Origin of the sequence: Streptomyces antarcticus, from assembly GCF_026627255.1 — a bacterium.
Lineage (GTDB): Bacteria > Actinomycetota > Actinomycetes > Streptomycetales > Streptomycetaceae > Streptomyces > Streptomyces antarcticus.
Genome location: NZ_JAPNLM010000032.1, coordinates 1 through 12,579, shown reverse-complemented (window position 1 = coordinate 12,579; position 12,579 = coordinate 1). Strand labels below are relative to the sequence as shown.

Here is a 12,579-nt window from a genome sequence, read left to right as displayed (position 1 = left end):
TGCGGGGGGCAGCGACTTTTACAGGTACGGCCGGGCCCCACACGACAACGGCGACCTCATCCTCGCGGCGATCACCGATAGTTGGCGACAGGTGACCAAGTGTCAGTGGCGGATGCTTTCATTGGTCAGTTGTGCAGGGAGGCACAACCTGACTGATGAGGGGGCCATGTGCCGTCTGTCGTGGAGCACGAGCGCAACGGATTCAAGGTTCGCGCGCACTGGCGCAACCCCGCGGGGTCGAGCAGGCAGGTGATGCTGCTGGGGTTATTCGTGTTCGCCGCGTTCGTGTTAGGGAGCAAGCCGATGGGCGGAGCTCCGGGGGAGCAGCAGCCCATGCCCCAGTCGACGGTGTATCCGATTAAGTGGCCCGGCTGGGATCAGCCGGTGGTTCGGCCTCAGCCGACCGTCTCCTACCCGATCGTCTTCCCCACTGCCGGGACCGGCCGGTGAGCCGGCGCCGTCCCGCCCGGCGGACCAGCCGGAGCCGGCGCCCCCGGCGGCGCAAGGACTCCGGGCTAGAGCAGCTGGCACTGATCGGCCTCCTCGCCGTTGTGGCCCTGAGCCTGGTGATGGGGGTTCTGCGCTGGCTGGCCGCCCATCCCTGGATCGTGGCCCTCACCCTGCTGGCAGCGGCCGCCGCGGCGGCGGCCTGGTGGTGGCGCCGCAGTGAGGCGGCACGGTGGGAGCAGATCAAGGCGCAGGGGCTGCGGTACGCGGTCGACCAGCTGGACCGTCTTCACCATCGGCAGTTCGAGTTCGCGGTACGCGACCTCATGCACCGCGACGGCTGCCGGGATGCGCAGCAGGTCGGCGGCCGCGGTGACAACGGAGCCGACGTGAAGGCGACCGACCCCTACGGGCGCCGGTGGGTGATCCAGTGCAAACACAAGAGGGACGGCTGGGCCGGGAAGCCGGTCGGCACGCCCGACCTGCATGTCCTCAACGGGACCGGCCGCCAGGTCCACGGCGGTGATGTGCTGGTCATGCTGACCAACGGCCGCATCACCAGCAACGCGGTGGACTTCGCGAAAGATCAGCGTCTGCACCTGGTGGACCGCCACCTCCTCGCCGAGTGGGCCGCCGGCTCCCGCCCCCTGTGGGAGCTGCTGCGCCAGATCCCCCCGCCCCGCAAACCGTCCGCGCTGTCCTAATCGCACCCGCCGCTAACGGACGTCTGTGACCTTGATTCATAGTTGGCCAGCGCTGGCCATATGCCTGCTGGTGCAGAGGCCCCCTTGATTCGTAGTTGGCCAGGAATTTGACGCCTATCTGGCCAACCTGGGGGCCAAAGCGCCGCGACCCGGGTTCTCGGGACTGATCGGGCTCGGCGGCTACACCCGCGGGGTGCCGGTCGACACGGCGCCAGGCAGCTACCGGATGGTGTTCGGGAAGCGGGCGTTCTTCGGCTACGTGCCCGCGCCCGACGGCGAGGTCTGGTGGTTCGCCAACGTGCCGCGCCCCCAGGAGCCCGCCCGCGGAGAGCTGGAGGGCACCGGACCCGGGGAGTGGCGTAGCCGGCTCACCGAGCTCTTCGCCGCCGACGCGGGCCCCGCAGCCGCGCTGATCCTCGCGAGCCAGGAGATCACGCCCACCAGCCCGATGCACTCCATGCCAGCCCTCCCGGCCTGGCGGCGCGGCCAGATGATCGTCATCGGCGACGCCGCCCACGCCCCCTCCCCGACCCTGGGACGGGGCGCCTCCCTGTCCATCGAGGACGCCGCCGAGCTGGCCAAGGTACTGCGTGACCAGCCCACGATCGAGGGCGCCTTCGCCGCATACGAAGCCCTGCGCCGCCCGCGCGTGGAACGGATCGTGAAGCAGGACGCCCGAATCAACAACAAGGCCGCAGGCCCCGCCGGGCGCATCCTCCGCGACCTACTCATGCCGCTGATCCTGCCGCGCCTGGCCAACGGAGAGCAGTCACGCCAGACCTACGGCCACCACATCGACTGGGCCGCGTAGACGCCGCCCCGGCGAGCCGCGGACTTCCCTGGCACGGAGCGCACGCATACGGACGGGGCGGTGCCCCATGTCGAACGTGCTGACCCCCGCCTGGGCCTGGCTGCGCCGTGCCGGCGTCCCGCCGCCGACCCAGGGACCGAGGGGACATCCCTGGCTTCAATGCCGGTCGCATCAAGGGCTGCGTACGGATCGGAAGCGAAGCAACGGGCCCTCCTCCTTCTCCGGGGTGTAGATGCCGACCCCCATGACGATCTGCGACGGGTCCGCCTCACCCTCCTTGACGGAGCCGTCCTCCCCTTCGTGAATGGGGTACAGAAGCACCGCCCCCAGGAGAGACAGCGCCCCGTCGGCCCGGCCCACCGCGGCCTCGACCGCGGACTCGTGCGACGGGTTCGTGATCCTGCCGAAGCCGTCCCCCCGGTCGACCCGACGCGCTCGGCGGAAGAGGGGCAGCGATTCAAAGCCGAGAACCGATGCCGTGGGTCCGTCACCAGCGGGTTGCGGCACGACCAGCAGCCACTGGCCCCCGGGCTCCCGTCCCAGCTGCTCCAGGTAGGGGAGGTGCGGGCGCAGCTGCGGCCCGGTGCCCTCCAGCTCGGAGAAGACATGCATCAGGCGGGCGTGCGGGACCAGGCCGGTGCGGGTGCGGAGGGAGGTGGATCGGCCGCTGAACACGCGGGGCTCCGCCAGAACGTCCAGCAGTGGCCGCCACTGCTGGACGTTGCGGGCTTTCGCCGCCGCGTCCACGGGGTGGGCGAGCGGCTCGATCCACCGGCCGGGCGAGCGGATCTCGACCAGTTCGGCGTTGAAGAGGGCGTTCCGTCGCTGCTCCGGGTCCACCGCGCCCAGGTGCTGCGCGAGCAGCGGGGGCACTTGGGCGGGCGTGAGCTGTGGCCTGCCGTCGACTTCGACGGCGTAGCGCGCCAGATCGTCCTGGAACGAGAGCTGGTCGCGGAAGATCGCTGCGAAGGCGTCGAAGAGGCCCCCACCGGCATCGTCCGGGACCCGCGCGAAGTAGAGCCGCATCAGGTCCCGGTAGCCGATACGGAAGCCGGCCCAGCGTCCCACCCCGGCCAGACCCACCGCGCTATCGGTGCGTGGCCCCTGGTAGATGACGGTCAGACCCTCGAGCGTGCCGCCGTGGGAGAGCCGTGAGCCACAGACGAGGATCTTCCAGATGTGCCGCCGCGCGAAGTCCAGCTCGTACCCGCCGTGTTCGCCGTGTGTGGATCCGCTCTCGATCACGACGGCGTTGCCGTCGGAGTCGATCCGCGACCACGCGGCAACGACGTACGGTGTGAGCTCGTCGAAGGACTCGGGGACGGGCAGGCCGTCGGCTCGTTCGCAGGAAACGGGCTCGACGTCCCTTTCGTACAGCTCGCGGAGCCGTCCCAGACCGTCGGCCCGGTCGTAGGAACCCGCATACCAGAGGCGGCGCAAGCGCGCTGCCTGTTCCCGCTTCCGAATGATGCGATCCGAAGAGTGAACGATCATGGTGTGGTGGCGATAGTCGGTTGGTGCTTCGCCCCCGCCACGCGCGGCCCGGTACAGCTTCACCGCGCCGGTCAGTACGAACATGTCCATCGCCTGTCGTTCGCCCTGGTCATCGTCCTTGTCACGGAGCACGAGGTTGCGGACGTGCGCCTTCTCCGGGGAGTTGGCGAAGGTCCGCCGCTCCTCCGGGACGTCCGAGTCGATGTCGTGGAAGTCCTCCACACCCACGTAGCCGGCGGGGCGCGGCAGGGAAACGATGAAGTCCCTCGGGAACAGGTCCTCCAAGGCGGCTGGGTCCATGAGGGTGCCGACGAAGGGCGACGTGGCGTAGGCGACGTACTGAGCCCTGGGCAAGAGGCCCAGCAGTTCCGCCATGGCGGCCTGGACGGACGTGAGGCCCGCCTTCCCCGTTCCGGTCGCCTTCCTGTGGGTGTTCACGGCGCCCGGATCCCACTCCGTGCCGTCGTCGATGATCAGCGTGGGGATCTCCGCCAGCGGCGGTTGGATGCTCTGCAGGTCCTTGACCAGCTTGGACAGGATGGTCTTGTTCTTCTTCACGACCATGAGCCGTACGGACGTGGCGTGCAGGTTCTCGGGATCGTTCAGCGGCAGCTGCGGCATCCGCTTCTCGAACACGAGCGCGCCGAGGCCCTGGCGCAGGCCGGCGTAGTCGTTGTCGCGCGTCGTCAGACGGACGATGTCGAACCCGCCCTCCGAGGCGGGACGTCGGCCGTGCCGCAGGAACCCGTCCGCCTTGAACCAGTCGGGATCGTCCACGTACTCGGAGTCCTCGGACTCGTCCGCGCTGCGCAGGATGTTCTCCCGCCCCACCAGATCGCGGTCGAGGGTCCGCTGCAGCTGGTACCGCAGCGCGTTGCTCGGTCCCGTCAGTACGATGACGAGGCGGTAGCCCGCGTCGACCGCCTTGGCCACGGTGCCGGTGATGTGGGCGCTCGCGCCGGACTGCACGGGCGTGATCACCAAGCCCTTAGCCTGGTAGGCCTCCTCCGCGCTCGGGTTGGCCAGCTTCTCCACCACCTGGTCCGTCGCCTCGTCCAGGTCGGCCACCCTGGAGGCTGGCCACCCCCGCCGCGCCAGGAGATCGGCGTACGCGGGCCAGTACCGCCCCCGGTCGGGCCGTGCCTCCGGGTCGTACCACCGGGCGGACGACGACCGGATCACCACGGGCCTGCGGCCGTCCCGGAGTCCGGCCTCGGCGAACAGCTTCCCGATGCGCCGCGCCAGCTGATCGCGCTCCTGCTCGACCCGGGCCAGCTCCTGCTCGCGCTGGTGCAGCCGGTGGCGCAGGGAGTCCAGCTCGGCCGCGGTGCCGTCCGTGTCCGCGGCGGCCTGGCTGTCCTCCAGCTCGCGCAGGCGCTCTTCCAGCTCGCGCCTGCTGCGCTCGAGGAGCCGGATGCGGCTCGCCGGATCCATGCGGCTCTCTTCGTCCTTGCGGAACAGCGCCCACACCCGGGCGGTCTCCTCCTCGGACAGCGGCGGCCGAGGGGGCTCGCCCGCGTCGTGGAGGAGGTTCTTCACGAAGTCCTCCTGCGCGGGCCGCTCGCCACTGAGCGCGCGGCTTACGGAGCTGGCGGCGCGCGCTTCCTTGTTCGCGTACGTCCGCAGGGGCATCTCGAGCCTCTGGAACAACTCACGCAGAGCAAGGGCGAGTTCCCTCCGCTCCGGGCCCGCATCCGGATGGAGCGCGCCGAGGGCGCCGGCCCCACTTCGACGTCTACTGGTCGTCACTGACCCAGTGTCGGCCACCACTTGGACCTGTCGGACTGTTGCGCACGAATTGGCAACGCGTTGCGCACCATTGGCAACTGTTGCGCGCTGCGCACCACCCTCCGCACACCACAAGCTCGCAGCATGACCCAGACGGCTCCCGAAGCCCCCCAGCGCAAGACCTCCCGCCTCCGCCGCGTCGCTGCGGTCGTGATCCTCGGCTTCATCGGCGGAATCGCCACGGGCCTGGGCCGCACCGCAGGAGCGGAGCTCCCGGACTGGCTCCAGCTGCTGCTCTGACACTGATTGGTAACGAAACGTATACAGTCGGCCGCCGAGAGTAGCCATGCCCGCGGCCGGGCACGTCCTGGGCCAGCCCACCGCGTACAGCGGCGTCGAAGGCATACTCGGCGAGCAGTTCGTCCAGCCCGCACTCATCCGACCGAATCCAGAGCCCTGCCTGAGGCTTCACGGACCAAGGACAGCACCACGAGCCGTGTGCCGAGGGCCGCTCTCCGCAGTCGACCGCAACCCCGTCCACCGGCGACCAGGACGACTGAGCAGTGGCCAACTGCACGTCAAAGTGGCCAAGTAGCCGTCAAAGTCACAACGTCAGCGCGTAGGGACGGCCTCTGCTGGTGGCCGTCCCTTATCCACAGGGGCGCCGTGGCCTCCTTGGTGACATGAGCGATCACGAGCAGCAGCAGCCGACCCCGCGCCGCGGCAAGGTCTTGGAGGCCCTCGCGCGGGCTGAGCGTAAGGCTTCACCCGGCCCGCGCCGAAGTCCGCCAATGCACAGGTGAAATCCTCCTCACGCGGATGACGGGGTCAGCGAGGAGCCTGGCGGAGCGTGTGGGTACCTCGACCCGTACGATCGAGCGCTACCGTGCTGGGAAGCTGAAGAAGCCGCAGAAGCGGCTCCAGGCCGCCCTGGTGGAAGCGACCGAATCCGAGTGGCAACCGCAGGTCAGAGCGCAGGCACGCGCTCAGGCGTCCACCTCCAGGGGGATGGTGGTGGAGGTGACGGCGTACTTCGGATTCACCTGCACGGGCAGCTCGGACGACGGCCGCGAGCGGCAGATCACCACGGACATCTCGCCCACCTACGTGAAGCAGATCCTGGAACTTCAGGCAGCCGGTGCGACGGAGGAGGATCTGCATCCGATCGTCGCGGAGGCCATCACGGAGTCGTATTTCACGGAATGGGGCACACGGGCGGATGGCCTCCGCGCGGATTTCACGGCCGTGTCGTCAATATCCTTCCGGTTCTGACCCGGCCGAATTCCGAACCTGCTATAAACCAGATCTGCGGGCCGCCGTACAGCGCTCTGGCGGCGACCCGCCCTGATTTCTCACCATGAAAGCGAGGTCGATGATGACCAGGATGTGGCCGCCCGGCGGTGGTACCCGTCGACCGCTCGCCCCGCGCATGGCCGCGCCCCGCGAGCCGGCTGACCCTGCCCGTATCGGCCGGCGCGTCGTACGGCGCCGGGCGAAGGGGATGGCCGCCGGCGCGGTCGCGGCGGCCCTCGAGGACGCGCGGTTCGACGCCCGGCAGAACTTCCGGCACGAGGACCTGGGCGACGATGTCCGCGGCAGGGCGGAGCTCGCGGAGTGGGAACGCCTGCACCAGCTGCTCGCCGACGCGGCGCCGGGCACCGTCTACGACCCGGACGGCGACGACGTCGTCCAGGCCGAGCTCGCCGCCGACGCCGCGGCGGCCGCCGCCCGGGAAGCCGAGCTGCGGGAAGCCGCCCGGATCGCGGCCCGCGCCGACGAACTCCAGGCACTGCGCGAGCTCGGCACGCTGGAGCAGACCGAGCCCCGACACGGCGACGAAGCGGTCCGCGACGAGCTCACCAGCCGCGCCGGGTCGTACGTGCAGCCCGACGTCGACGCCTGGCTCGCCCACGCCCTCGCCGCGCACCGCGGGCACTACGCCGACCCGGCCGCCCGCGAAGCCGCAGCCGGCCTCCTGCACCCGCCGGTCCTCGCCCACGCCGCACTGCTCGCGGCCCTCACCCAGCTCGTGGCTGACGCCGACGTCGACCAGCTGACGTTCGCGGCCCGGCCCGGCTCGCCACCGCCGACTCCGAAGCCGCCGGCGAGCTCGCCGCGTTCCTCACCCGCGCCATCACCCCGGGGAGCCGGGCATGAATCACGGCCAGGAGGTCGTCGCCGTCTGGGAGGAGCACAGCGACATCGGCCATCACTACGAGGAACTGCGGGCCGACGGGACCGTTGACGCCTGGACCGAGCCGCCCTTCGGCGAACCGCTCTACCCCGGCCAAGGCGACCCCGACTACAACCCGATCTGCTCCTGCCCCGGGCCATGGCCGCTCGCCTTCTGCCTCGACTGCGCGGGCTGCGACAAGTGCGGGCAGTGCGACTGCTTCCCCCCGCGCCTGCTGTGAGGTTCACGCTGAGCGACGACAACACCTCACAACACCCTGTCGGCCAGCCTGTGAGCTGTGAGGCTAAATGCGACTGTATGCCCTGTTTGCCTAGGAGGTGGCGGGCTGTTTCCCCTGGTGAACAGGTTTCGGATCATCCGGCCTGTGAGCTGTAAGGCCCCAGACCCGCAACCTCGGCGTTCGTCACCCTCGGTTGCATACGGGGTGCAACACTGCTGCGCAACGCACTCGCGCAACACACTGCAACAGACCCCCTCTTGCGGGCCTGACCTGCGAAGACGTCTCCACTGCAACGCAAGCAGGCGTGTTGCACCCCCGCGTTGCACCCCTCCACCGCGCCCGGATCCCGGTTGCCCACATGCCGCTGCCCGTCACTCCCGCCCGACCACGGACGTTGTGCGGGGCATGGACTGGACGCAGCTGCTCAAGGACCTCACGGACGCGGGGGAGCTACGCAATCGCAGGGTGGCGAGCCTGCGCACCGCCGGGTCCACCGTGGCCGAGCTGGCAGCGCAGGTCCTCGCAGCCGGCGCCCCGGACGCCCCCCTGCGCCGCATCCTGGCCACGATGGAACCGATGATCGAGCACGAGCGCCGACCGCAGCAGTCCACGACTGCGCCCGAGCCGCCTACGGCTCCTCCCAGGTACTCGCTGACGGAAGCGTGTGCGAAGAAGATCCTGCCCTGGACGGCTCCCACGGCTCGCAAGTACATGCGAGGGCATTCGCCGAGGCGTGGCATCCCAGTGCCGACCGGAAGCCTGGAGGGGAAGGCCACCCGCTATACCGAGGATGAACTCACCACCTGGCTGTCGGCCTGGCAGCAGCAGGTCGACGCCGCTCCCGATCGCCCCGGCGAAGAGCCCCGACCTGGTGTCACGCTGACGGAGAGTAGCTGTCACGCATGCGCTCGGGAGCTCAACTCTTATGTGTCACGCTGCCCTAAATCTGTCCCTGTTTGTCCGTTTCTCAGGGTCGTAGGGCTTGTCCTGTGCCATCGAATTTTGAGTGTTTGCCACCGAACTTTGAGTGGCAGTTGTGAGTGACACCGCCCCGCCCTTCCCTCAGGACAGCACGCGATAGGTCACGTGTGTAACCGAGTGCGCTGCTCGCGACTCCACCTGCTCAAGATTCAGTGACGGCACGCCGTCGAAGAGCCTTGTGCCGGCGCCGAGCGTGAACGGCACAATGTGTAGCCGCAGCTCGTCGATCAAGCCTGCGGCGAGATACTGGTTGATGGTGGTCGCGCCCCCGTGGATCGACACGTTGCGGTTCCCGGCCGCCTCGCGAGCCTGCCGCAGCGCGGATTCGATGCAGTCGGTGACGAAGTGGAACGTGGTGCCGCCGTCCATCGGTTGCGGGTCGCGTGGGTGGTGAGTGAGCACGAAGACCGGTGCGTGGTAGGGCGGATTGTCGCCCCACCATCCCTTCCATTGTCGATCCCACGCGCCGCGTACCGGGCCGAACATGTTGCGCCCCATGATGAAGGCACCGACCGCCGTCAGCCGGTCGAGCTCGGCCTGCCGCTGCTCCGGAGTTTCGAACATCCAGGCGTGCAGCCTGTCGCCCCAGCCATCGCCAGCGTCGTCGCCGAACGGGCGCTCCTCGGCCTGGTTGAGCCCGGCCGAGTACCCGTCGACGGAGATCGAGAGGTCGCAGGTCACCCTGCCCAAACGTTTGGTCATTGTGCCGTCCTCCTGGTGGCGACCTTCCGTCGCCTTCGTGGTGAGCCGCCTGATCCGTTCATTACTGGGGTAGACCGTTCCCGGCCCGCGAACTCATCGCGCGGCCGTACCGCCGTTCCCGGCGCCACCCAGCTGCCCGCGACCCTTGACGCTGTGCTCAAACTTCGACGACACGAACTCGCGTCCGTCAAGGTGATCGGTGACACGGGACAGGTACAGCATTCGCACGGCCGGGCAGAGCTTGGCACTGCGCCCGTCGCCCCGAGCGCGCATGATCTTTCCCGGCGCTGTGCGGCCTCCTGCGGCCCTCTGAGCGCTTCCGGGCCCCTGGGGCGATCACGGGCCTCTCGGGCCCTCACGGCGGCGTACAGCGCTTCGCGTGGCCCCGGGGTGCCTCCGAGCTCCCCAGCCGGCTTCCTGCGGCTCATCTCCGGCGCCGGTGCTCTCGCTCTCCCGGCCGCGAGCTCCGCTCTTTCAGGGGGAAGAGAGTTCAACCTGCGCGTAGGCACTACAACTACTTACCTACATTGGGGTGCAAGAAGCTGCCCTGCCGCGGCCCGCTCAGACGGCCCTCAGCGGCCTCCCAGCGAGGCTCTCCCACACCGGCCTGCCCTTGCACCCTCCCACTCGCTGCCCGTCATGCTGCACGGGCTGCTGCTCCTGGTGGTGAAGGGTGCAAGGGCAGCACAGGGGTGCAAGACCTGGCGCTGCACTGGTCGCCCGGCTCGCAGCGCAGCATTCGCACGACCCGGGCGGCACACGGGTGCTGCACGGGTAGCAAGGCCGGCCTCACCGGTGCAGCGGGCAACCGCTCCGGCCGCTGCATGAGTTCGCAGTTCTGCGATGGTCCACGCGAGATCCATGCACGGCTGCTGCATGGAGTGAGCCCGCTCCGAGCTGTCATTGGTTGTTCTGCTGCTCCAGAACAACCCGGTTCACCTGGTGCTACCGCCCGCCTGGCTGCCAGGCGTCCGGCGACGGCCACGAGTCGCTCCCGTTTGTTCTGCTCCTCCAGAACAAGGCGGTTTAGCTGGTGCTACCGGCACGGTCGGGGCGGGGCATGAAGAAGGCGCCGCACCCGGGGTGCGGCGCCTCGGAACTTCGGTGGGGCGTTCAGCCGGTGGGGGCGAGGTTGGCCATCTGGGCGGCGAACCGGGCCCGTCGCTGCTCGGTGAAGCGTCCGGGTTCGGCGGCTTTAATCTCCGGGACCTTCATGACGGGGGAGGAGACCGCGCCGCCGGTCAGTAGCGGGTGGAGCTGGTAGAGCCCGTCTTCCAGGCTCCAGGCGAGTCCGCACTCGCGGAGCTCCTTGAAACCGCGGTTCACGGTCGGCTTGCTGGCGCCCAGCTCGCGCGCCATCTCGTTCTGGCTGATCGAGGCAGTGCCGGTCTCCGGGTCGCTGAGGTACAGCAGCTCGTCCAGGACGCGGCGGCCGGCGGTGGAGACGTCGACCAGGGCCAGGAGGCGCAGAACGGCACGGGGGATCGTGACGGGGGCCTCCGTGGGAGGGCTGGGGACGTAAGAGCTGCTCACGGAGCCTCACCACTTCCGATCAGGTCGGGACGCTGTAACGAGGATATGCCGCGCGAGTTCACGCGGTCGCCTTGCGTACGGGACGCCGCTGCCGCAGGGTGACGACCTTCTCCTTGCGGCGGGCGGACTCGGCGGCCTTCTTCTCCGCCTCCCGCGCCTGGCGCCACTCGGTGGGGTAGTCGGAGTGCGGGATGAGGCAGGCCGGGCCCTCCGCGCCGTTCCAGAGCGCCTGCCACTTCTCCTGCTCGCCGGAGGTGCCGGCCACCGTGAGCCACGGGTTCAGCTGGAGGACGCCGCGCTTGGCGGTGCGCTGCCAGCCGATGTGCGCGAAGAACTGCGACGCCTCGTTCACCGAGGCCGCCGACAGGTTGCACCGGGCCTGGAGGTCGCGCTGGTTGGTCTTCACGAAGCCGCGGGCGGCAGCCCGGGTCTGGTCGTCGGCGCGGTTGGCGTTCTGCAGCGCCACGAGCTTGCACCAGACCTGGAACCAGGAGCCGGGCATCTTGAGGCTGCCGAGCACGTCCATCAGCAGCCGGGCGTCCAGCACGTAGCCGCTGCACTCCGCGCTCGCGGCGAACTCGCGGCCCTTGATCTTCTCCACGCCCAGGATCAAGCCGCCCTTGCCGTCCGACCGCGCAACCACGCGCTCGCCGGAGCGGACGATCGGCAGCTGTTCCATCAGCACAGTCCTCCAGAGATGATCAACGTTTCAGCCTGCACGGTAGCACTAGGTAAACCGGCTTGTTCTGGAGGGGCAGAACAAATCGTGGCTCACAGTGACCTGATGACTCGTTAGATTCGGAGGCGGTTTGTTCTGGATCTCCAGAACACTCAGGACGCGTTTGTTCTGGAAATCCAGAACAAACGGTTTCGCATCACCGCAGGTCAGAGCCGGTTTCGGCGCGGAATGCTCTTATGTGTCACTAGAGCTCAATCACCACGCGAACCCCGGCCGACACGCCCTGGCCCGTACCGGGCAAGCAGCTGGCAGCAACGGGCGTGTCGCCGCCGACAACCACCGGATCGGAGGGGCTGGCGCCCTGTGGCTGAGCAGGCTTCGCGTGCGGCACCGTGCCCCGGTGCGGGTCGTGGACGGAAGCAGCGGCTCTGAGTCTCGGGTGGTGCCGACCGTGACGCCCAAAAGCCAGGAAGCGTGGCCGGTGCCGGTGGGCGGTTCCGGCCCCGGGGCCGTTCGGCTCCGGTACCTCCGCACGCCGGAATTCGAGCTTTCCGATATCTGAAGTACCGTTCGGTGGCTCGGGTTCGCAGCTTCCCAATTCGTTATTCCTCGGGTGAGTGGTGTAACTGAATTCTGGCGCTGATGCCGTATCAAAAAGCGCGCCCCGCCCGGGTGGTTGGGGGGTGTCCCGTGTTTCCGCCAACGGTACATGCCGCATCTACCCGATGCACGCGCTACACTAGAACCCACACGAACGAGAGACATCCACCCCCTCACAGCCAGCCCGCCCGCGCAGCGGGCCCCAAGGTTCTGGAGGCGCAGCCGGAAGGACCGTCAGGCCGGGGATCGCAGCGGACCCGCCGGGAGCGGCTGCACCCTCCCCCAACTCCCGTACTGGAGGCCCCACTAGCCGCACCACCACACCCCAGCGGCACGGCCGCGCGCTGCGCGGCCAGCCGGGCGCGCAGCGGCTGGCCCCTCCGGTCACCGGAGCGCAGCGGAGGTGACCGCCCTCGCATCGCGAGGGCGAGCGGGAGCGCAGCGACCGCCCCCCTTGCACATCGCGCAGCGATGTGGTACCCGCTC

General features: G+C 69.2%; 11 protein-coding genes. 7 read left to right on the top strand and 4 right to left on the bottom strand.

The features are described from left to right. Positions 1–180 precede the first annotated feature (180 nt). The 3 genes from OTB16_RS33240 to OTB16_RS33230 all read left to right on the top strand — a co-directional run bounded on the left by OTB16_RS33240 (position 181) and on the right by OTB16_RS33230 (position 1,962). On the top strand, positions 181–450 hold the full coding sequence (locus OTB16_RS33240) for a hypothetical protein (protein WP_267725757.1): 270 nt from the start codon (positions 181–183) through the stop codon (positions 448–450). Further along, on the top strand, positions 447–1,151 hold the full coding sequence (locus tag OTB16_RS33235; RefSeq protein WP_267725752.1) for a restriction endonuclease: 705 nt from the start codon (positions 447–449) through the stop codon (positions 1,149–1,151). Before OTB16_RS33240 ends, OTB16_RS33235 begins: the two co-directional genes overlap by 4 nt. Before the next feature lie 193 nt (positions 1,152–1,344). Next, the gene (locus OTB16_RS33230; protein ID WP_267725750.1) at positions 1,345–1,962 is read left to right on the top strand and encodes an FAD-dependent oxidoreductase; all 618 of its coding nucleotides are present in this window, start codon (positions 1,345–1,347) and stop codon (positions 1,960–1,962) included. A 171-nt stretch (positions 1,963–2,133) separates the two neighbouring features. Here the strand turns inward: OTB16_RS33230 and OTB16_RS33225 are convergent, their stop codons facing one another. Further along, positions 2,134–5,106 carry a Z1 domain-containing protein gene (locus OTB16_RS33225; RefSeq protein ID WP_267725747.1) on the bottom strand — a complete coding sequence of 991 codons (2,973 nt, stop codon included), beginning with the start codon at positions 5,104–5,106 and terminating at the stop codon, positions 2,134–2,136. Between the two features lie 222 nt (positions 5,107–5,328). Here OTB16_RS33225 and OTB16_RS33220 point away from each other — a divergent pair, with 222 nt between their 5' ends. The 4 genes from OTB16_RS33220 to OTB16_RS33205 all read left to right on the top strand — a co-directional run bounded on the left by OTB16_RS33220 (position 5,329) and on the right by OTB16_RS33205 (position 7,598). After that, positions 5,329–5,484, top strand: coding sequence for a hypothetical protein (locus tag OTB16_RS33220; RefSeq protein ID WP_267725744.1), 156 nt, complete (start codon positions 5,329–5,331; stop codon positions 5,482–5,484). Between the two features lie 552 nt (positions 5,485–6,036). After that, the gene (gene tpg / locus OTB16_RS33215; protein WP_267725742.1) at positions 6,037–6,456 is read left to right on the top strand and encodes a telomere-protecting terminal protein Tpg; all 420 of its coding nucleotides are present in this window, start codon (positions 6,037–6,039) and stop codon (positions 6,454–6,456) included. Positions 6,457–6,556: 100 nt separating this feature from the next. Continuing rightward, a complete protein-coding gene (locus tag OTB16_RS33210) occupies positions 6,557–7,429 on the top strand; it encodes a hypothetical protein (protein WP_267725739.1) in 873 nt (290 codons plus the stop codon). Further along, on the top strand, positions 7,338–7,598 hold the full coding sequence (locus OTB16_RS33205; RefSeq protein ID WP_267725737.1) for a hypothetical protein: 261 nt from the start codon (positions 7,338–7,340) through the stop codon (positions 7,596–7,598). Before OTB16_RS33210 ends, OTB16_RS33205 begins: the two co-directional genes overlap by 92 nt. Before the next feature lie 1,062 nt (positions 7,599–8,660). Here the strand turns inward: OTB16_RS33205 and OTB16_RS33200 are convergent. The 3 genes from OTB16_RS33200 to OTB16_RS33190 all read right to left on the bottom strand — a co-directional run bounded on the left by OTB16_RS33200 (position 8,661) and on the right by OTB16_RS33190 (position 11,493). Continuing rightward, positions 8,661–9,281 carry a dihydrofolate reductase family protein gene (locus OTB16_RS33200; protein ID WP_267725735.1) on the bottom strand — a complete coding sequence of 207 codons (621 nt, stop codon included), beginning with the start codon at positions 9,279–9,281 and terminating at the stop codon, positions 8,661–8,663. Between the two features lie 1,113 nt (positions 9,282–10,394). Beyond that, positions 10,395–10,814, bottom strand: coding sequence for a helix-turn-helix domain-containing protein (locus tag OTB16_RS33195; RefSeq protein ID WP_267725733.1), 420 nt, complete (start codon positions 10,812–10,814; stop codon positions 10,395–10,397). 58 nt (positions 10,815–10,872) lie between these two features. After that, the gene (locus OTB16_RS33190) at positions 10,873–11,493 is read right to left on the bottom strand and encodes a hypothetical protein (RefSeq protein WP_267725731.1); all 621 of its coding nucleotides are present in this window, start codon (positions 11,491–11,493) and stop codon (positions 10,873–10,875) included. Positions 11,494–12,579: the final 1,086 nt, after the last annotated feature.